Source organism: Gammaproteobacteria bacterium, assembly GCA_016705365.1.
Lineage (GTDB): Bacteria > Pseudomonadota > Gammaproteobacteria > Pseudomonadales > UBA5518 > UBA5518.
Window position 1 is genome coordinate 610,917 of the sequence record JADIYI010000008.1, and the last position, 19,986, is coordinate 630,902.

Below are 19,986 nucleotides of genomic sequence, written 5' to 3' on the forward strand. Positions count from 1 at the left end.
TGATCAAGACCATGGTTTGGGTGATGGCTGCAACCCTGTTTGCGGCCAATGCGCTGGCGGCCGGCAATGCCGACGCCGGCAAGAGCAAGACGGTTGCCTGCGGCGCCTGTCACGGCGCTGACGGCAACAGCCTCGCTCCTGCGTTTCCCAAGCTGGCGGGGCAGCATCCGGGTTACCTGCTGAAACAGCTGAAGGACATCAAGGGCGGCGCACGCAGCGTACCCGCGATGACCGGGCAGCTGGATGCGCTGAACGACCAGGACCTCGCCGACATCGCTGCCTACTATGGTGCGCAAAAGGCAACGCCGGGCATGGCCAAGGAGGAGCGGGTGGAACTCGGAGAGAGTGTTTATCGTGCCGGTGTCCGCGACAAGGGGGTGGCTGCCTGCACCGCTTGTCATTCGCCGATTGGCGCGGGCAATGCGGCGGCACGCTTCCCGTCCTTGAGTGGGCAGCATGCCGACTACATTGCGGCGTCGCTGCGCGCCTTCCGCAATGACGAGCGCACCAATGATGGTGATACCCGCATCATGCGCGATGTCGCGAGCCGCCTGAGTGACAAGGAAGTCGATGCCGTTGCGAGCTACGCCTCGGGATTGCATTGATCCCAGGGCTGGCTTCGGGTGGTAATTTGCCACTCGGCGCACCCGCATCGGAAACCCGGTCCAATCACGGTTGTCGAAAGCCCGGACTGTTCGAGGAGCCAGGGGTATGAAGCGATTTCTTGCAATGGGTCTGCTGTTGCTGTTGCCGTTGGCGACGCTGGCTGCCGATACTGCGCCGGCGTTCGTGGAAGGCAAGCAGTACGAGCGTATTCCCGAGCCGGTGCGCACCGCCGACCCGGCACGCATCGAGGTCGTGGAGGTGTTCTGGTACGGATGCATCCATTGCTTCCATCTCGATCCGCTGATCAAGGATTGGCAGAAGACACTGCCTGCGGATGTCGACTTCCATCGCTCGCCGGCGATCTGGAACAAGCCGATGGCGATTCACGCCCAGGCGTTCTATGCAGCCCAGGCGCTCGGTGTGCTCGACAAGGTGCACGATCGGCTGTTTGCCGCACTGAACGTGGACCGCAGGAAGCTCGATACCGAAGATGAACTTGCCGCGTTCTTCGCCGAGCAGGGAGTCAAGGAACAGGATTTTCGCAAGGCATTCAGTTCGTTCGGTGTCGAGAACAGCGTCAAGCAGGCAGATGCACGGGCACGCAGTTACCGGATCACCGGAACGCCGGAACTGGTCGTGAACGGCAAGTACCGGATTTCAGCCAAGACCGCCGGCAGTCCCGAAGCGATGCTGAAAGTCGTTGATTTCCTGGTTGCGCAGGAGCGGGCGGCACGTCCCAAGTCCAGCCCCTGAGCCGGCGGCTTTCACGTCAGAGCGAGCAGGCCGCGCCAGGCGAGATGTAGCGCGAGCAGGCTCAGCATCCATCTCAGAGCCTGCCTGAACACGCGTTCGGGCAGATGGCCCAGCAAGCGGAGCCCGACCCAGGTTCCGCCGATACCGCTCGCGATCATCAGCAATGCGAGCAGCAGCCAGCCACGCCATTCAAAACCCGTGGCACCGAATACCGCCAGCTTGAGCAGGTTGAGCCCGGTCATGCACGCCGCCGCGCTGGCCACGAACTGGTGACGGTTCAGGCCGAGCCGCTGGATGTAAGCGCCCACCAGCGGTCCGGTAGCTCCGACAAAAAGGCCGAGAAAGCTCGAGAAGGCGCCGAATAGGGCCATGCCCGTGGTCGAAGTGTTGCCGATGCGCGGCGTTGGCGACCACACCATGTACAGCACGAAGACCGCGATACTGAGTTGTAGCCAGTCCATCGGCAAGCGGAACAGCAGCAGCGAACCGAGCAGCGCACCAACGATCCCGCCCGCCAGCAGCACCGCGGTCACGCGGCACACTACATGCTCGCGTGCCAGCAGTGCGCGTCCGCCATTGGAGCCGAGCTGCACGATGCCGTGCACCGGGATCACGGCTGCCGCGGGCATTGTGGTCGCCATCACGGACAGCATCAGCAAGCCGCCCCCGGCGCCAAGCGCGGCGGTCAGGATCGAACTGACGAAGCTCAGCACCACCAGCACGACAATACCGAGGTGGTCGAGCGCGGGGGTAATCGGGAGGTCCATGACGCAGCAATCCCTCGAGCTTATTCGATAAAATGCAGACCCGGGTCTATGCTTGAGCTACTCGAAATTGTGTCGCGGAAACCACGGCTTCCGGGCACCGGAACAGCAGGTCCGCAAATCCTGCAGTGGATTTGTCGTAGCAATGCGAAAACCCAAGCTCAACGAAGAAATCGTGCGCCGTATCGAAGACGCGCTGGACGAACGCAAGAGTGACCGGCGTCGCGACCGCGAGGAGCGCGAGCCGGCGCCGGAGCGGCGCAACCGCTCCCGACGCAAACAACGCGATTCGGCAGCACCGCGCGAAGGTGTCAGCCAGCCTGCCAGCCTTCCCGGCACCTGAGCGCAGGCCGCGGATTCCTGATGCTCAGCTCGCGAGAAAGATCTTGCCGGGGTTGAGAATATTGCCCGGATCCAGAGCTCGTTTCAGGGTTTTCATCAGCGCAATCTCCTGCGGCGAGCGACTGCACCCGAGCCAGGCGCGCTTATCGAGGCCGATACCGTGTTCGGCCGAAATCGAGCCACCGATACCGGAGAGTTCGCTGTAAACGAGTTTCTCCACCGCCTGCTTGAGCGCCGGATCATCGCTGCCGAGCGCGATCGCCAGATGCAGATTGCCGTCACCGAGGTGGCCGAAGGTGACCCAGCGCAGTTCTCCGAGCAACTCCCGCAGCGCCGCCGCGCAACGCTCGAGGTAGCTTTCCATCGCCGCGATCGGCAGGCTGATATCGAATATCGCCAGCGGCCACAGCGTCACGACGGACTCGATATTGTCCCGTATGGCCCAGAATGCCTCGCGCTCCTTGCTGTTCTGGGCCAGCACCGCGTCCGTCAGCAGCCCGTTTTCCAGGGCCCGCCCAAGGGTTGCCAGGAATTGCTCGCCTTCGGCCTCCAGGTCCGCACCGGCCGATTCGATCAGCACATAGAAAGGATATTCGTCGGGCAGCGGAGGCTCGCCGAGGTGAGGGCCTTTGCAGGCAATGCGGTAATAGCTGTTCCACATCGCCTCGAAGGCGCTCATCCGCCCGCCCAGTTCCCGTTCGATGAAGGTCAGCAGCTCGATCAGTTTTTCCAGCGAATCGGTCGCTACCAGCGCCGAATTGCGCGCCGGCATCAGTGGTCGCAACCGCAGTACCGCGCGGGTGATGATCCCGAGAGTACCTTCGCTGCCAATGAACAAATGCTTGAGGTCGTAGCCGGTATTGTTTTTCAGCACCGCGTTCATCGAGGAAACCACGGTGCCGTCGGCGAGCACGGCTTCGAGCCCGAGCACCTGCTCGCGCATCATGCCGTAACGGATTACCTGGTTGCCGCCGGCGTTGGTCGCGATGTTGCCGCCGATGGTGGCGCTGCCGCGGGCGCCGAGATCGAGCGGCATCACCAGCGACTGCGCTTCGGCCGCCTCGTGCACTGCCTGCAAGGTCGCGCCAGCCTGCACCGTCATGGTGCGGCTACGCGCATCGAGCTGCTCGATGCGGTTCATGCGCTCCAGCGACAACGCGATCTCTCCCGGACCCGCCAGTGCTCCGCTGACCAGGCCGGTCTTGCCGCCCTCGGTTACAACCGGCTGGCCGGCGGCGTGGCACAAGCGCAGGATCGCGGATATTTCCCCTGTCGAGCGCGGGCGCAGCACCACCAGCGCAGCGCAATGATTCACCCCCCACGCGCCGCTGCGGCTGCGGGCTTCGTCTCCGCGCAATACGCCACCGGCACCCAACAGCTCGTGCAGTTGATCGATCAGTTCTGCCATGGGCCGGGACTCCTCAAAATCCGAGATTCATCGCGGGCATCATCACTTCTATCAGACGTGGTCCGGGTTGCGTCATCGCGTCGCCGAACTGCGCGAACAGTTCATCGGCGTTGGTGGCGCGTGTTGCCGTCACACCCATCGACTGCGCCAGCGTCACGAAATCGATATCGGGATTGCCGATATGCATCATGCCGCGCGCATTGCTGCCCATCGCGGTTGCACCGACCCGCAGGTATTCGAGTTGCAGGATCGCGTAATCGCGATTGGCAAACAGCAGCACGGTCACATCGAGCTTTTCCCGTGCCATGGTCCACAGTGCCTGGATCGTGTACATGGCGCTGCCATCACCCTCGAGGCAAACGATCTTGGCATCGGGAGCGGCAATCGCGGCACCGACAGCCGCCGGCAGACCCCAGCCGATAGAGCCGCCGGTTTGCATGATCCACTGGTGCGAACGGGCCGAGGTGCAGCGTGGAAATACTTCCATCGCACCGGTGATGCCCTCGTCGACGATGATCGCGCCTTCCGGCAGCAGCGCCGAAATCACATCACCGACCGTAGCCGTCGAGAGTGCACCGCCCGGCGCTGCCGCGGGCTGGTCGGGATTGCGCGCCACGTTGCTGCCGTCGGCATGCAATGCGTCCGCGAGCCGCTCCAGCGCATCCTGGCGATCATGAAAATCCTCCGCCAGCGTGACGATTTCGCAATCGTCGTGATTGAGCCGACTGGGTACGCCAGGATAGGCGAAGAACGAGGCCGGAGCATTCACGCCGACCAGCACCATGCGGCGCACGGTCTTCAGATGGTCGATGGCAAACTCGGCGAGGTAGGGGATCTTTTCGTAACTCGGGCGCCCGCCTCCCCACGGAACGCGACTGGCAAAGGTTTCGACCGCGAGTCGTGCGCCGCAACTGGCCGCAATGCGGGCGGCGACCTCCAGTTCCGTATCGCTGATGTGCCCGCCGAGCAGGATCATCGCCGGCTCCCCGCAATCGAGCGCCTCGGCTGCACGCGCAATCGCATCGGCGTGCGCCTGGCGCGGTTTTGCCGGTGTCGGGGCCGCGGCCGGCCCGGGCGCGCTGTCGCCCCAGGAAACATCCGCCGGCAGGATCAGGGTGGCGATCTGCCCCGGTGCGCTCAAGGCGGCGGCAACGGCCTGTGCCGCATCCGCTGGCAGGTGCTCGCTGGATGAGGAGGAGTGAACCCAGTGCGACATCGGCTTTGCCACCGCCACCACGTCGGATGTGAGCGGTGTGTCGTACTGCAGATGATAGGTCGCGTGATCGCCGACGATATTCACGATCGCCGCCTTGCCCTTCTTGGCGTTGTGCAGATTGGCAAGCCCGTTGCCAAGCCCGGGGCCCAGATGCAGCAGCGTGGCCGCCGGCTTGCCTGCGATGCGTGAATAGCCGTCGGCGGCTCCGGTGACCACTCCTTCGAACAGCCCGAGCACGCAGCGCATTCCCGCAACCCGATCGAGTGCCGCCACGAAGTGCATTTCCGATGTGCCGGGATTGGCAAAGCAGACTTCGACCCCCGAATCGATCAGGGTGCGCAACAGTGCTTCGGCTCCATTCATGGATTCACTCCCTGGCCGACAGGCCGATCTTTAGCTGCTGGATGGTGGCAGATGCGGCGGTTTATCATAGCAACACCCCGCGTGCAACCGGCCGCTCCGGGCCTGCGTCCGTCGTTACCACCTCAGTCCTCGGCATGGAGATGCATCAGGCCTTCCTGCACCGCGGTGGCGACCAGCCGTCCGTCCCGGGTGTAGATCGAGCCGATATTGAAACCCCTTCCTCCCGCCGCGCACGGACTGGCCAGGTGATAGTAGAGCCATTCGTCGGCCCGGAAATCGCCGTAGAACCACAGGCCATGGTCGATGCTCGCGGTCTGGATTTCGGGGCTGTCGTAGCACAAGGCATGCGGCAGCAGCGCGGTCGACAGCAGGTAATTGTCGGACATGTAGGCGAGCAGCTCGGTGTGGGTGGCGGGATTCTCCGCGAGTGCGCCGTTGGCGCGCATCCAGACGCCCATTCGTGCCGCGACATGGCGCGGGCTGGCCGGGTCTTCGCGCTCCACGATGCGGTAATCGATCGCGTGGCGCCGCGGCGCCTTGAATCGCTCCGGGTGAACAGCAGCGAGGCGGGTATAGAAATCGAAATCGCTCTCGAGTTGATCGGGTCCCGGTACATCCGGCATCGGGTCCTGGTGCTGCAGCCCTTTTTCCGGCAACTTGTAGGAGATCGAGGTGCTGAAAATGGCGCGCCCCGCCTGCAGCGCAATCACCCGGCGGGTGCTGAAGCGTCGCCCGTCACGGATCGGATCGACCTCGTAGAGTATCGGTCGCGCCGGGTCTCCGGGGCGCAGAAAATAGGCGTGCAGCGAATGCACCCGGCGACTGCCTTCCACGGTGCACGAGGCCGAGTGCATCGCCTGCGCCAGCACTTGCCCGCCGTAGACACGTTTCTCGCGTCCGGCCGGCGTGGTGCCGCGAAACCGATAGGTATCGAGGTGCTCGACGGCAAGTACATCCAGCAATGCGTCCAGATCATCGCTCACTGCGTGTTTCCTTTCCCGGTGTTGGTGGCGGGCCATTTTATGCGCTGGATTATGGTATCACCCGACAATTTGGTGATAACGTTGCGCCCTTTCCGGATTCCCGTCCAACAAGAGGACGTCACAGCATGACGGCACTCGACGATTTCAGGCGCGACACGCGCGCGTGGCTCGAACAGAATTGTCCGCAATCGCTGCGCAAGACCGGCGTTGGCGACATGCTGTCGGATGCCGACAGTTGCTGGGGTGGACGCAAATGGAAATTCACCAGCGAAGACCAGCGACTGTGGCTGCAGCGCATGGGCGAGCGCGGCTGGACTGCACCGGAATGGCCACGCGAATACGCCGGCGGTGGTCTCGGTCGGGCCGAGGCCAGGGTCCTGCGCGAAGAGATGGCGCGCATCCAGGCCTGGTCGCCACTCGAGAGCTTTGGCATCTCGATGCTCGGGCCTGCGCTGATGAAATACGGCACCGAGGAGCAGAAAAGGCGGTTTTTGCCACCGATCGTGCGCGGCGAGATCCGCTGGTGTCAGGGATACAGCGAGCCCAATGCCGGTTCCGACCTGGCCGGGTTGCAGACGCGCGCCGAAGACAAGGGAGACCATTACCTGGTCAACGGGCAGAAGGTGTGGACTTCCTATGCCGACAAGGCCGATTGGATATTCTGCCTGGTGCGCACCGACACCCAGGCCGCAAAGCCACAGCAGGGCATCAGCTTCCTGCTGTTTGACATGGGGTCCCCGGGCGTAAGCACGCGGCCCATTTTGCTGATCAGCGGCGCCTCGCCTTTCTGCGAGACCTTTTTTGACAATGTCCGGGTACCCAAGGAGCAGCTCGTCGGTGAGCTGAACAAGGGTTGGGACATTGCCAAGTACCTGCTCACCCACGAACGGGAAATGATCAGTGGCGCATTTGGCGTGGCCGGTGCCGGACAGGAGACCGTGCCGGAGATTGCAACGCGCCTCCAGGGCTTGCGCGAGGGAAGGCTCGCCGACGCGGGCTTGCGTCGGGACATCGCGCGGCTCGAGCTCGACGCCGAGGCCTTTGCCCTGACGCTAGAGCGCCTGCGCGATGAAGCAAAGGCCGGTGTCGGCACCGGTGCGGCCTCGTCGATGCTCAAGTATTACGGCACGGAACTGAACAAGCAGCGCCAGGAAGTGCTGATGGCGATTCATGGCGGCGACGCACTCGACTGGGAAAGCGAGCATGCCGGGAATGGCTTCGTTGCACGAACCTGGCTGCGCAGCAAGGGCAACTCCATCGAGGGCGGCACCTCGGAGGTGCAGCTCAATATCATCGCCAAGCGCATCCTCGGTTTGCCGGGATAAGGAGCACGCATGTCGCTGGTATACAACGAAGACGAAAGGATGCTGCAGGATGCGGCGCGAAGTTTCCTTGGCGAGCGGGCGCCGGTAGCGGCGCTGCGCAAGCTGCGCGATACGCGTGATCCCGACGGCTTCTCGCGTGAACTGTGGGCCAGCATGGTCGAGATGGGCTGGGCCGGGATCCTGGTTCCCGAAGAGTATGGCGGCCTGGGCTTCGCACATGCCGGCGCCGGCATACTCTGCGAGCAGGCAGGCCGCACGCTGACCAACTCACCGCTGTTCTCCACCGCGATACTCGGTGCCACGTTGCTGCGCCTGGCGGGATCGGACGCGCAGAAAAAACGGCTGCTGCCACAAATTGCCGCCGGGAAGGTACTGCTCGCGCTGGCGCTCGATGAGTCGGCCCGCCACGATCCCGCGGCAATCGATCTCGTGGCGGAACCGCAGGGCGACGGGTTTGTGCTGAACGGCGCCAAGCGCCTGGTGCTGGACGGTCATGTTGCGGACACGCTGGTGGTCGCGGCGCGTGGTGCCGGCGCCGGTGACGGCGTTTCGCTGCTGCTGGTCGATGCGCATGCTGTCGGGGTGCAAATCGAGCGCACCATCATGGTCGATACGCGCAATGCGGCCCGCATCGAATTCAGCGCCGTGAAGGTGCCGCGCGAGGCCCTGCTCGGTGAATGGCGCGGTGGCGCGACGGCGCTCGCCCAGGCGCTCGATGTCGGGCATATTTGCCTGGCGGCGGAACTGCTGGGTATTGCCGAGGAGGCATTTGCCCGAACCCTCGACTACCTCAGGCAGCGCAGACAGTTCGGCAAGCTGATCGGCGAATTCCAGGCGCTGCAGCACCGCGCCGCGATACTGTTCTGCGAGATCGAGTTGTGCCGTTCGGCGGTGATGCGCGCGTTGCGGGCGATAGACGAACAGCATCCGCGGCTCGCGGCGTTTGCAAGCCTCGCCAAGGCGAGGGCCTGTGAAACCGCCACGCTGGCCGTCAACGAGGCGGTGCAGATGCATGGCGGCATCGGCATGACCGACGAGTTCGACATCGGGCTGTTCATGAAGCGCGCGGCCAGCGCGCGGCAGATTTTCGGTGATGCGCATTTCCACACCGATCGTTACGCCACACTGGCCGGTTACTGAGATCCGGTGCGCGATACGCACCGGCAGATTCAATTGCAAAAGGAGAATCAAGCATGGACCTGGGAATCAGCGCCCGGCTGCGGCCGATACTCGATGAGGTAAAGCGCTTCATCGACAACGAGATCCTGCCGCTCGAGCACGAGTTTCTTGCCGAGGTGGACAAGGGCGACCGCTGGTCGTTCACGCCGCGGCAGACCGAAATCCTCGAGACCCTCAAGAGCAAGGCGCGCGAGCGCGGTTTGTGGAACTTCTTTCTCACCGGTCACGAGGATGGTCACGGCCTGAATACGGTCGAATATGCCTATATCGCCGAGGAAACCGGCAAGTCCCATCTGGCGCCGGAGGTGTTCAACTGCAGCGCGCCCGATACCGGGAACATGGAAGTGCTGGCGCGCTACGGCACGCCGGAGCAGAAGCAGCGCTGGCTGGTGCCGCTGCTGGCCGGCGAGATCCGTTCTGCCTACGTGATGACGGAGCCCGACAGCGCGTCCTCGGATGCCACCAATATCAGCGCCAGCGCGGTGCTGGAAGGCGATGAGTGGGTGATCAATGGTGACAAGATCTGGATTTCCGGTGCCGGCGATCCGCGCTGCAAGATCCAGATCGTGATGGTCAAGAGCAACCCGCAGGCTGCGCGGCACGCGCAGCATTCGCAGATCCTGGTGCCGATGGACACTCCCGGCGTCGAAGTGCTGCGCCCGATGATGGTGTTCGCCACCGACGACGCGCCGCACGGACATATGCATATGCGCTTCAACAATGTGCGGGTGCCGCGCGCGAACATCATCGCCGGCGAAGGCCGTGGTTTCGAGGTCGCGCAGGGCCGCCTCGGGCCGGGACGCATTCACCATTGCATGCGCGCGATCGGTCAGGCCGAACGGGCGCTCGAACTGATGTGCCGGCGCGGCCTGTCGCGCACGGCCTTTGGCAAGCCGCTGGTCAAGCTCGGCGCCAATTACGACATCATCGCCAAGGCGCGCATGGATATCGAAATGGCGCGATTGCTGTGCCTGAAGACTGCCTACCTGATGGATACCCAGGGTATTCAGGAATCCCAGCACTGGATCTCGATGATCAAGACCGTGGCGCCCACGGTCGCGCTCAACGTGATCGACGAGGCGATACAGATGCACGGTGGCCTGGGAATTTCCCAGGATACACCGCTTGCGGGAATGTACATGGCAGCGCGCACCCTGCGCTTTGCCGACGGACCCGATGCCGTGCATCGCATGGTGGTGGCGCGCCGGGAACTGCGCGCCTACCGCTGAACTATCCGCGACCAGACAAGGAGCAATACATGACTGCAGCGCTGACCAGGGACAATGCGCACGGCCTGATCGGCAGCGAACTCGGAGTCTCCGAGTGGTTCACGATCGACCAGGCGCGGATCAACGCATTTGCCGATACCACGGTGGACCACCAGTTCATCCATGTCGATCCCGAGCGCGCGGCACAGTCGCCGTTCGGGACCACGATCGCGCACGGCTTTCTGACCCTGTCGCTGCTGCCGCATTTCATGAGCAGCGTTGCGGTCGGGATGGAAGGCGCGGTGATGGGGCTGAACTACGGCTTCGACAGGATTCGCTTTCTCGCTCCGGTCAAGGTCGACAGCCGGGTACGCGCACGGGTGAAACTTGCCGATTTCCAGGAGAAGGCACCCGGTCAGTACCTGATAAAACAGGAGATCACCGTGGAGATCGAGAACGAGCCGAAACCCGCACTGGTTGCCGAATGGCTTACGATGGTCATGACCGGCCCCCGCTAAGCGTAACTTGAAGGAGATTTTGACGGCATGAGCATTCGATTCGACGCAAAGGTGGCGATCGTGACCGGCGCCGGTACCGGTCTGGGGCGCTCGCACGCACTCGCGCTTGCGGCGCGTGGTGCGAAAGTCGTGGTGAACGATCTCGGCGGTGCCCGCGATGGCACCGGTGGCTCGGTCACGGCGGCACAGGCGGTGGTGGAGGAGATTCGCGCGGCGGGCGGCGAAGCCATGGCCAATGGCGCCAATGTCGCGGTATATGCGCAGGTGCAGGAAATGGTCGATGAGGCCATGAAGGCATGGGGGCGGGTCGATATCCTGGTCAACAACGCCGGCATCCTGCGCGACAAATCGTTCAGCAAGATGGCGATCGATGATTTCCGCGCGGTGATGGACGTGCATCTGTTCGGCTCCGTGCACTGCACCAAGGCGGTGTGGGAGATCATGCGCGCGCAGCAGTACGGCCGTATCGTGATGACGACGTCGTCGAGCGGCCTGTATGGAAACTTCGGGCAGAGCAATTACGGCGCGGCAAAGATGGCCGTGGTCGGCTTCATGAATACGCTGGTGCTCGAGGGCGAGAAATACGGTATCCGCGTCAACGCGCTGGCGCCGGCGGCCGGCACGCGCATGACCGAGGGATTGTTCGACCAGAAGGTCTTCGACCTGCTGACCCCCGAAGCCGTGACGGCCGGTTTGCTGGTGCTGTGCGCGGAACAAGCGCCGAACCGGCTGATTCTCGCGGCCGGAGCGGGTGGATATGCCAGTGCTCATATCTACGAGACACAGGGTGTGCATCTGATGGCGGCGGACCAGACGCCCGAGAACGTGCTCGCATCGCTCGAGCAGATCAACCAGCGCGCGGGCCAGGAGGAATACACCGGCGGATTCCAGCAGAGCTTCAAGTTTGTTGGCAGGGCGGCCAAGGCCTTGGGCATCGAGCTCTGACCGGACAGGCACCAGCTCGCGGGTTTGGTGAAAATTCTATTTTTTGACGGAGAACCAGGCAAATGACAGACGCAGTAATCGTATCCGCGGCGCGCACCCCGATCGGCAAGGCCTATCGTGGTTTGTTCAACAACACCGAGGCCCCGACCATGGGCGGCCACGCGATCCGCGCGGCGGTCGAGCGCGCCGGCGTCGATCCTGCCGAGATCGATGACGTGATCATGGGGTGTGCGATGCCCCAGGGAACCACCAGCCTGAATATCGGGCGGATGGCGGCGCTGGCGGGTGGACTGCCGGTCAGCGTCAGCGGCATGACGATGGATCGTCAATGCTCCTCGGGCTTGATGGCGATTGCGACGGCAGCCAAGCAGATTATGCATGACGGCATGCGGGTCACGGTGGGTGCGGGCCTGGAGCAGATCAGCCTGGTGCAGAACGAACACCAGAATACGTTCCGGCGGGTCGATCCGCGGCTCAAGGAGATGCACGCCAACGTGTATATGCCGATGCTGCAGACGGCGGAAGTGGTTGCCAAACGCTACGGTATCTCGCGCGAGCGCCAGGACGAGTACTCCCTGCAAAGCCAGCAGCGCACCGCCGCGGCGCAGCAGGCCGGGAAATTCGCCGAGGAGATCATTGCGGTCACCGCGAGCGTCGCGGTCAAGGACAAGCAGAGCGGCGAAGTGAGCTACAAGGACGTGACGCTGGCGCTCGACGAGGGCAATCGCGCGGACACCAACGCCGCGGGTCTCGCCAGCCTCAAGCCGATCATCGAGAGTGGTTTCATTACAGCTGGCAATGCCAGTCAGCTGTCCGACGGTGCCGCCGCCTGCGTGCTGATGGACGGCAAACTGGCTGCGCAGCGCGGCCTGGCACCGATGGGCATCTACCGCGGTATTGCGGTGGCGGGTTGCGAACCTGACGAAATGGGTATCGGTCCGGTGTTCGCGGTACCGAAATTGCTCAGGCAGCACGGGCTGAAGATCGACGATATCGGGCTGTGGGAGCTCAACGAGGCGTTCGCGGTGCAGGTGATCTATTGCCGTGACCGGCTCGGTATCCCGGACGAAAAGCTCAACGTGAACGGCGGTGCGATATCGATCGGTCACCCCTACGGCATGAGCGGCGCGCGCATGGTCGGGCATGCCCTGCGCGAGGGCAAGCGGCGTGGCGTCAAATACGTCGTGGTCACCATGTGCGTCGGCGGCGGCATGGGCGCCGCGGGACTGTTCGAGGTCTGCTGAGCAGGCACGGCGTGCCATACGGCGATTACGATAGCCGCGCTTACCGCGGCTATGTACTCGCCGTGCTGACCGCGGTCTACGCCCTCAATTTCATCGACCGGCAGTTGCTGGTCATCCTGCAGGAGCCGATCAAGCTCGAGCTGGGCCTGTCCGATACCCAGCTCGGGCTCCTCAGCGGTCTTGCGTTTGCGGTTTTCTATGTGATCTGCGGCATACCGATCGCGCGACTCGCGGAGTCGCGCTCGCGGCGCAACGTGATCGCGTTTTCGATCGTCGCGTGGAGCGTGATGACCGCTGTCTGTGGTCTGGCGCAGAACTACACCCAATTGCTGCTGGCACGCATGGGGGTTGGAGTCGGCGAGTCGGGGGGCAGTCCGCCCTCGCACTCGATGATCTCCGACATGTATCCACCGGGGCAGCGCAGCACCGCATTGTCGATATTTTCGACCGGGGTCAACATCGGAATTCTCGGTGGCTTCCTGCTCGGGGCCTGGCTGAACGAGTTTTTTGGCTGGCGCAGCGTGTTTCTGCTGGTCGGGTTGCCGGGAGTGCTGTTTGCCCTGCTGGTCGGATTTACGGTTGCCGAACCGGCGCGCGGGCGCTCGGATCCGCATGCCCGCGAGGAGGTTCCACCCACCGTCGGGCAGGCGGTGCGGCTGCTTTGGAGCAAGCCCACGTTTCGCTATGTGGCGCTCGCCTGCGCCATGCAGTCGTTCGGGATGTACGGGATGGGCAGCTGGTTTCCGTCCTATCTGATACGGACCCACGGCATGAGCGTCGTGGAGGTCGGTACCTGGCTGGCGTTGCTGGCAGGCGGTGTCGGGGCGCTGGGTGCGCTTGCCGGTGGTTACCTGACGGACTATCTCGGTCAGCGCGACCGGCGCTGGTATCTGTGGGTGCCGATGATCGCGGGTATCGTGGTGGTGCCATTTGCATTGGCAGCCTTTCTCGTCGACAGCGGGCACGCCGCACTGGCGCTGAACGCCTTGCCGCTGTTCCTGAGCTACATGTATCTCGGCCCGACGCTCGCTGTGGCGCACTCGCTGGTTGGCGCGCGCATGCGCGCGCTGACTTCTGCGCTGATGTTTTTTGTGCTCAACCTGATTGGCATGGGACTGGGACCGCTGTTTACCGGTCTGACCAGTGACCTGCTGATGCCCGCGGTCGGTGCCGATTCCCTGCGTTACGCGCTGATCGCCACGCTGGCGCTGGCTTCGCTGGGCGGGACGCTGATGTATCTCGGCGGCGCGCACCATCTGCGCACCGATCTCGCCCGTGCCGGAGGAATCAGCGCGTCGTGAGCGCTTTCTTGATCCAGCCGCCACCCATGCCACCCTCGACCTTCAGGTAGCCCGAGCGCTCCTCTCCCATGTACACGAGCTCGTCGGACTTGGCGAGTGTTGCGACTACCTTCGCGGTATCCGAGGGTTGCGCCATCAGCTTCACATTGTTGATTTTCGGATAGATCACATCGCCCTCGTTGGCGCCCACGCCGGCGGCATTCGAGCCGCCCGCCGCCGCTTCCCTGGCGAGAGTGCCGACATTACGCTGCAGGTTGGGATCGCCGCTCACCACCCGCACGATATTGTTGTAGTTGTCGGCCAGGCTGGCCGCGATCACCTTGCCCTCGGCGGTACTCTGGTAGCCGCCGAGACTGCCCGCATTGCCGTTGCCGAACATGAAGCCGCCGAGCGCGAGGTCGGCCTTCTTGGCGCTGCCTTCGGCCGCCGCGACCTGCACCCCGGAGCGCGCGTCGGTGACCAGCATGCTGGTTTGCGCTTCCTTGAACTTGAGGCCACCGGCCATGCCACCGATCACGCTGCCGGTGCGGCCACCGAACAGCCCGCCGATCGCGCCACCCAGTGCACCGCCCACACCACCGGCGTTGTTATCGGAGAACACCACCGTCGGAGTCATCACGAAATCGGCCGCAACCATCTGGCCACCACCGATATTGGAGCTGTTGCGCAACTGTCCCGAGTCGGCCAGCGCGCGCTCCTGCATCATGTTCTGCATGCCCTGCCCGCGTTCGACCACAATGAAGCAGTTCGATTGCTGGATCATCATGCGGATCAGGCTGACCGGGGATTGCAGGTTGTAGCTGGAAAGCGCGGCCATCACATAATCCTGTGGCTCGACCACGGCCATCGCCCCCATCGGTTGCGGGCAGTGCGCAAGGCCGGTATCTCCCTGCGAGCCGGTGGTGCCCGCGGAGCCCTGGATCGCAGTGCCTCCCTGCCCCTGCTTCATGTCGGTCACCCCGGCACACGCCACGCCGGCACTGAGGAGCAGGGTGCTCGCCAGAAGCACGCAATGGCGTAGATACGGATTTGAGCGGCTCATGGCATATACCTCTGTAGCTGCAGGGTTTGCAGGACCGAAGTCTGCATCAGGGAGCAAGCGTGGGTCAACGCAAGTGCACGCCCCACTTGACGCTCGGCCGTGGCGCTGCCAGATTGCATCGGGTCCCCAATGGAGCGCAACTCATGCTCAGGATCACCACACGGTTTTTGATCTCGATACTGGTATGTGGGGCTGTGCATGCCGCGCCCGATGCCGCCTGCCTTTCCTACTGCGAACAGGCCGAGGCCGATTGCAGCCTCAGCGTGCGCCAGTCGAGCAAGGATTGCGCGCGGCGCGCGGCCACCGGGGGCGTCGATCCATTCACCCAGCGGCGCGAGGATTCGCTGGGGTTCTGCGGCTACTTCGGAGCGGGACATTGCGCCAGCCCGTACGCCGGCGAGCGTTGCCAGCAGCGCTTTCGCGACCGTTACGCGTTGTGCAGCGGCGCCTATCTGCAGAATACAAGCGCCGAATATCTGCAATGCAGTGACAGCGAGCGCAGGGCACTGGCAATGTGCCGTGACGAGATGGCCGATTGCCGCGCCGCGTGCTGAAATCTTCCACAGGAGCAAACCGATGAAACTCTATACCTACCCGCCGGCGCCGAACCCGCAACGATTGCATATCTTCATGCGCGAGAAGGGCATCGAGATCCCCACCGAGCAGGTCAACCTGATGGAGCGTGAGCAGTTGCAGGAACCGTTTCGCAGCATCAACCCGTTGTGCACGGTGCCGGCACTGCTTACTGACGAGGGCCCGGTACTCGGCCAGGTCAACGCCATCTGCGATTATCTGGAGGCGCTGCATCCGGCCAAACCGCTGCTTGGGCGTGATCCACTGGAGAAGGCGCTGGTGCGCGAGTGGTGCCACCGGATCTTCATGGAAGGGCTGATGGCGATCGCGGAAGCGTTTCGCAATGGTAACCCCGCGTTCGCCAACCGGGCCTTGCCGGGGCCGACGGATTGCGCGCAGATCCCGGCGCTGGTCGAGCGCGGGCTGCAGCGTCTCGACCTATTCTTTCATACCCTGGACGCGCATCTCGCCGGTCGCGAGTACATGGTGGGAGATGCCTTCTCGATGGCCGATATCGACGCGTTCGTGAGCTGTGGATTTTCCGGCTGGATAAGAAAGAGCATTCCCGCGGATTGCGCCAACCTGAAGCGCTGGCACGCCGCCATCGCGCAGCGCGCCTGCGTTCAGGCCGCCTGAGGCATGAACCTGGTACTGAGCCGCAAGGAATTTCGCTCGCTGCTGGAAGTGCTCGAAATCGCCGACTGGGTGTTGCATGCCTACAAGGCGGAGGAGCCCGCCGAGACCCGCCCCTATCGCGAACTCGAGCAGAAGGTGCTGGCGATGGCGGAGTCTTTCGGCTTCGAGGACCTGGTCGACTACGACGCCCTCGCCAAGCGCTTCGTATCGAGCCGCGATTTCGGCGAGAGCAGCCCGGCGCAGGATTTCATCACGGAATTCGAGAACGATGCGTTCTGGGATCAACTCGCCGAGCGGCTGGTCGAACGTGACCTGATCCGCCAGATAGGCGAGCCCGCGCTCCAGAAGCTCGAGTTCGACGAGCGCGAACGCCGGGAAGATCCCTATCGCAGACTTTATGGCGAGGAATTCCTGGCGCACGGTGTGGATCGACTCGAGATCCTGCAGCTCCACTCCGGGCAAGGCAGCGAATCCGGCAAGCTGCTCTCCTGAGCACGGGTTCCGTGCAAGGCGGTTGCTGCTCCGCTATCCGGCGTCAACCGAGCAAGGCCCGCGAAATGATCACTTTCATTACCTCGTTGGTGCCGGCGTAGATGCGCTGCACGCGAGCGTCGGCCCAGGCGCGTGCCACCGGGTATTCCCACATGAATCCGTAGCCGCCATGCAACTGCACGCATTCGTCCATCACCCGGCATTGCAGCTCGGTGGACAGCAGCTTGGACTTGGCCGCGGTCGGCACATCGAGCTTGCCCTGCAGATGCAGCTCGATGCAGCGGTCGACGAAGACCCGCATCGCGGTGGTTTCGGAGTCGACTTCGGCGAGCTTGAACTGGGTGTTCTGGAACGCTGCGACCGGTTTGCCGAAGGCATTGCGTTCCTTTACATAAGCCACCGTCTGGGCCAGAACCGCTTCGCACGCGCTTGCCGCGCCAACGGCTACCGACAGGCGCTCCTGCGGCAGCTCCTGCATCAGGTAGAAGAAGCCCATGCCTTCCTCGCCGAGCAGGTTGCTGCAGGGAATGCGCACGTCCTCGAAGAACAGCTCGGAGGTGTCCTGGGCCTTCATGCCGACTTTCTTCAGCAGCCGCCCCTTGCTGAAACCCGGGGTGTTGGCTTCCACCAGGATCAAGCTGGTGCCCCTGGCTCCACCCGCGGGATCGGTTTTCGCGACCACGATCACCAGGTCCGAGAGATAGCCGTTGGTGATGAACGTCTTCGAACCGTTGATCACGTAATGATCGCCGTCGCGCACCGCGCTGGTCTTCACGCCCTGCAGATCGGAGCCGGCGCCGGGTTCGGTCATCGCGATGGCGCTGATCATCTCGCCGCTGATCATTTTTGGCAGGTACTTTTCCTTGAGCTGCGGGCTGCCGTAATTGACGATGTACGGCGCGACGATATCGCTGTGCAGGCCCCAGCCAATGCCGGACAGACCGAGCCGCGCGATTTCCTCGTCGATCACGACGTTGTAGAGGAAATCGGTGCCCGCGCCGCCGAATTTCTCGGGCACGGTCGGGCACAGCAAGCCCTGTTCGCCTGCCCGCAGCCAGATGTCGCGATCCACATGCCCCTGCTCTTCCCAGCGCTCGTGATGCGGTGCGCATTCGTTCTCCAGCAGCTTGCGTACGCTGGCACGAAAAATCTCGTGGTCGTCACTGAACAGTGTGCGTGGAATCATCGATGTTGCCTCGGGTGAATGGTGAAGTAGTGATCGCAGGGAAACATGCGCGGATACTCGTTCGTGTAGTCACCCGGAGGGTAGACGAACAGCATGCGGTCGGGCAGCACCTCGCGTGCGATCAGCCAACTCGATCGGCGCAGCCAGAGCACCATCAGGGATTCGATGAAACCCCGGCCGTCTCGCAGCCCAAGGCGTCCCGGGTGGCGCGGACGCAGACAATGATTGCGGGCTTCTTCCGGCATGCGGGCGGCAGACAGGCCTCAGGGGATCGGGAGCGGCATTGTAATCGGCCACGGCGGCAGTGTACTCATTCGTCTGGCGCGGGCGGCGGCTGTGGGGGTGGTGGCGGAGTTGCAGGCGCCGCCGCGCCGCCGCGCCGGTGCGGGCGATGCGGCGGCATCATCGGGCCGCGCCGCGCGAGCATCTCGTCGATCAGCGGCTTGCGCTGCTCGGGTGGCAATGCCAGGACCGTATCGATGAACGAGGCCTGCAACGCTTCCTGGGTCTTCATGACCTGGTCGCGGATCGCGCGCAGTTTGGCCTCGATAGCGGCCCGATCGGGTTCCGCGCGCGACAACTCGCGCGCCAGCTCCTTGTGCAAGCTGCCGAGCGCGCGCTGTTCGCGCCGCATCTCCGGCATGCGCTCATGAAACTGGCGGCGCAGCTCCTTGCGCTGTCCCTCGGGCAGAAAGCGCAAACCTGCTTCGAAGCCGCCGCCCATCATGGGCGGGTGCATCAAGCGTGCACTGTAGCGCCCGGCCACCGAACCGATCAGCAACAGGTTGAGGGCAACGGACACGGCCAGCAGTACGCCCAGCACCCGTGGCTTGGCAAGAGTATCGATAATATTCATAACAATTCCTCGATTGTGCTGCTCCCGAGCAGCAGGTCATATAACTGTGCTTCGTCGCTGTCCGCGGAAACCTGCATGAAACCGAGCACGAAGCCGAGCAGTGCGCAGGCCGCAAAACCGGTCGACAGCCACGCAAGCCGCACCGGGTGGGCGTGGCGCGAGGTGGCCGCGCCAACGATGCGCGCCACGCGGGCCGCGTCGTCGCCGGTCGTTGTCCAGCCATCGAGCTGGCGATCGAGGCGCTCGGCATCGGCGAGCAGCGCGAGACCTTCGGGGGTACCGGCAAAGGCGTCATATACGGCCCGTTCCGCTTGCGGCCAGCGTCGGCGCTCGGCCCCGTAGGCCGCCGCCAGTTCCGCAAATCGCTTGTCGTTCATCCGCGCCTCCTAGTGACGTTGATCGCGAAGCAGGGTGCGCAACGTTGCCCGCGCCCGTGACAGCAGGGATTCCAGCGCGCCTTCGCTGATGTCGAGAATGGCGGCCGCCTCGGCCTGGCTGCGCTCTTCGTAATGGCTCAGCACGATCGCGGAGCGCTGGCGTTGCGGCAATTGCGCCAGCGCCTGCTGCACTCCGAGGCCACGCTGGCGCCGCTCGAGCAGCTCGGGCGGCGTGGGGGCAGGGTCGGCGAGACTTTCCTCGAGCGGGTCGACATTCGTGCGCGTGCGGCGCAGCTGGTCGATACACAGGTTGTGCACGACCCGATAGAACCAGGTCGGGAAGCTTGCACGTCCCTCCCAGCGCCCGGGGTGCTCCCACAACCTCAGAAACGCGCTCTGCACCACTTCTTCGGCAAGCTGCGGCTCACCGCACAGGCGCTGGGCGAAGCGCGCCGCCCAGCCCCCGTGGCGGCGAACCAGCTCCTCGAGCGCGTGCTGCTCGCGCCGCCCCACTGCCGCCACCAGTTCTGCGTCGCTGCACTGCTCCAATGTTTCGACTCCATGAGCGCTCGCGCCGTCCGCGGCACGCGGCAAGTCGACCGAAAGTACGCTTTGCACCATCTTCGCAAATGTCCTCGTTGCGAGCCATCGCCAGGCCGGCGCCGTCTG

23 protein-coding genes are annotated in these 19,986 nt (G+C 63.9%); 13 read left to right on the plus strand and 10 right to left on the minus strand.

Features of this window, described 5'->3' with window-relative positions:
• Positions 1-11 precede the first annotated feature (11 nt).
• A complete protein-coding gene (locus tag IPF49_10330) occupies positions 12-605 on the plus strand; it encodes a cytochrome c4 (protein ID MBK6288010.1) in 594 nt (197 codons plus the stop codon).
• A 106-nt stretch (positions 606-711) separates the two neighbouring features.
• Entirely contained in the window at positions 712-1,359 is a 648-nt protein-coding gene (locus IPF49_10335; protein ID MBK6288011.1) for a thiol:disulfide interchange protein DsbA/DsbL, read from the plus strand.
• Between the two features lie 11 nt (positions 1,360-1,370).
• Here IPF49_10335 and IPF49_10340 read toward each other — a convergent pair whose 3' ends face one another.
• Entirely contained in the window at positions 1,371-2,126 is a 756-nt protein-coding gene (locus IPF49_10340) for a sulfite exporter TauE/SafE family protein (protein ID MBK6288012.1), read from the minus strand.
• A gap of 142 nt (positions 2,127-2,268) precedes the next feature.
• Between IPF49_10340 and IPF49_10345 the strand changes: the two genes are divergently transcribed.
• Positions 2,269-2,466, plus strand: coding sequence for a hypothetical protein (locus IPF49_10345; protein MBK6288013.1), 198 nt, complete (start codon positions 2,269-2,271; stop codon positions 2,464-2,466).
• 24 nt (positions 2,467-2,490) lie between these two features.
• Here IPF49_10345 and IPF49_10350 read toward each other — a convergent pair whose 3' ends face one another.
• The 3 genes from IPF49_10350 to IPF49_10360 all read right to left on the minus strand — a co-directional run bounded on the left by IPF49_10350 (position 2,491) and on the right by IPF49_10360 (position 6,471).
• Entirely contained in the window at positions 2,491-3,873 is a 1,383-nt protein-coding gene (locus tag IPF49_10350; GenBank protein ID MBK6288014.1) for an FAD-binding oxidoreductase, read from the minus strand.
• 13 nt (positions 3,874-3,886) lie between these two features.
• On the minus strand, positions 3,887-5,452 hold the full coding sequence (locus tag IPF49_10355) for an acetolactate synthase large subunit (GenBank protein MBK6288015.1): 1,566 nt from the start codon (positions 5,450-5,452) through the stop codon (positions 3,887-3,889).
• Positions 5,453-5,574: 122 nt separating this feature from the next.
• On the minus strand, positions 5,575-6,471 hold the full coding sequence (locus tag IPF49_10360) for an acyl-CoA thioesterase II (protein MBK6288016.1): 897 nt from the start codon (positions 6,469-6,471) through the stop codon (positions 5,575-5,577).
• Positions 6,472-6,560: 89 nt separating this feature from the next.
• On the opposite strand from IPF49_10360, the gene IPF49_10365 reads away from it, so the two are divergent.
• From IPF49_10365 to IPF49_10395, 7 genes are all read left to right on the plus strand, one after another.
• A complete protein-coding gene (locus IPF49_10365; protein MBK6288017.1) occupies positions 6,561-7,760 on the plus strand; it encodes an acyl-CoA dehydrogenase family protein in 1,200 nt (399 codons plus the stop codon).
• A 9-nt stretch (positions 7,761-7,769) separates the two neighbouring features.
• On the plus strand, positions 7,770-8,900 hold the full coding sequence (locus IPF49_10370; protein MBK6288018.1) for an acyl-CoA dehydrogenase family protein: 1,131 nt from the start codon (positions 7,770-7,772) through the stop codon (positions 8,898-8,900).
• A gap of 53 nt (positions 8,901-8,953) precedes the next feature.
• A complete protein-coding gene (locus IPF49_10375) occupies positions 8,954-10,168 on the plus strand; it encodes an acyl-CoA dehydrogenase family protein (GenBank protein MBK6288019.1) in 1,215 nt (404 codons plus the stop codon).
• Between the two features lie 29 nt (positions 10,169-10,197).
• Positions 10,198-10,665: a MaoC family dehydratase gene (locus IPF49_10380; protein MBK6288020.1), complete on the plus strand. Its 468-nt coding sequence runs from the start codon at positions 10,198-10,200 to the stop codon at positions 10,663-10,665.
• Between the two features lie 27 nt (positions 10,666-10,692).
• The gene (locus tag IPF49_10385; GenBank protein MBK6288021.1) at positions 10,693-11,610 is read left to right on the plus strand and encodes an SDR family NAD(P)-dependent oxidoreductase; all 918 of its coding nucleotides are present in this window, start codon (positions 10,693-10,695) and stop codon (positions 11,608-11,610) included.
• 62 nt (positions 11,611-11,672) lie between these two features.
• Positions 11,673-12,854 carry an acetyl-CoA C-acyltransferase gene (locus IPF49_10390; GenBank protein MBK6288022.1) on the plus strand — a complete coding sequence of 394 codons (1,182 nt, stop codon included), beginning with the start codon at positions 11,673-11,675 and terminating at the stop codon, positions 12,852-12,854.
• The gene (locus IPF49_10395) at positions 12,848-14,155 is read left to right on the plus strand and encodes an MFS transporter (GenBank protein MBK6288023.1); all 1,308 of its coding nucleotides are present in this window, start codon (positions 12,848-12,850) and stop codon (positions 14,153-14,155) included. Before IPF49_10390 ends, IPF49_10395 begins: the two co-directional genes overlap by 7 nt.
• Here the strand turns inward: IPF49_10395 and IPF49_10400 are convergent.
• Positions 14,142-15,197 (minus strand): peptidoglycan-binding protein, encoded by a 1,056-nt coding sequence (locus IPF49_10400; GenBank protein ID MBK6288024.1) that lies wholly within the window; start codon positions 15,195-15,197, stop codon positions 14,142-14,144. The two genes, IPF49_10395 and IPF49_10400, sit on opposite strands and share 14 nt — an antisense overlap.
• A 143-nt stretch (positions 15,198-15,340) precedes the next feature.
• Here IPF49_10400 and IPF49_10405 point away from each other — a divergent pair, with 143 nt between their 5' ends.
• Genes IPF49_10405 through IPF49_10415 form a run of 3 tightly spaced genes read left to right on the plus strand, consistent with a single transcriptional unit; the run spans position 15,341 to position 16,898 of the window.
• Entirely contained in the window at positions 15,341-15,751 is a 411-nt protein-coding gene (locus IPF49_10405) for a hypothetical protein (protein MBK6288025.1), read from the plus strand.
• A gap of 22 nt (positions 15,752-15,773) precedes the next feature.
• Positions 15,774-16,406, plus strand: a complete 633-nt coding sequence (locus IPF49_10410; GenBank protein ID MBK6288026.1) for a glutathione S-transferase family protein — start codon at positions 15,774-15,776, stop codon at positions 16,404-16,406.
• A gap of 3 nt (positions 16,407-16,409) precedes the next feature.
• Positions 16,410-16,898, plus strand: a complete 489-nt coding sequence (locus IPF49_10415; protein MBK6288027.1) for a hypothetical protein — start codon at positions 16,410-16,412, stop codon at positions 16,896-16,898.
• A 43-nt stretch (positions 16,899-16,941) separates the two neighbouring features.
• Here IPF49_10415 and IPF49_10420 read toward each other — a convergent pair whose 3' ends face one another.
• The 5 genes from IPF49_10420 to IPF49_10440 all read right to left on the minus strand — a co-directional run bounded on the left by IPF49_10420 (position 16,942) and on the right by IPF49_10440 (position 19,938).
• Complete coding sequence (locus IPF49_10420; GenBank protein MBK6288028.1) at positions 16,942-18,084, minus strand: acyl-CoA dehydrogenase family protein; 1,143 nt, start codon at positions 18,082-18,084, stop codon at positions 16,942-16,944.
• A complete protein-coding gene (locus IPF49_10425; GenBank protein ID MBK6288029.1) occupies positions 18,081-18,329 on the minus strand; it encodes a hypothetical protein in 249 nt (82 codons plus the stop codon). Before IPF49_10425 ends, IPF49_10420 begins: the two co-directional genes overlap by 4 nt.
• A gap of 65 nt (positions 18,330-18,394) precedes the next feature.
• On the minus strand, positions 18,395-18,940 hold the full coding sequence (locus tag IPF49_10430) for a periplasmic heavy metal sensor (protein MBK6288030.1): 546 nt from the start codon (positions 18,938-18,940) through the stop codon (positions 18,395-18,397).
• Complete coding sequence (locus tag IPF49_10435) at positions 18,937-19,317, minus strand: hypothetical protein (GenBank protein MBK6288031.1); 381 nt, start codon at positions 19,315-19,317, stop codon at positions 18,937-18,939. Before IPF49_10435 ends, IPF49_10430 begins: the two co-directional genes overlap by 4 nt.
• A gap of 9 nt (positions 19,318-19,326) precedes the next feature.
• Complete coding sequence (locus IPF49_10440; GenBank protein ID MBK6288032.1) at positions 19,327-19,938, minus strand: sigma-70 family RNA polymerase sigma factor; 612 nt, start codon at positions 19,936-19,938, stop codon at positions 19,327-19,329.
• Positions 19,939-19,986 lie beyond the last annotated feature (48 nt).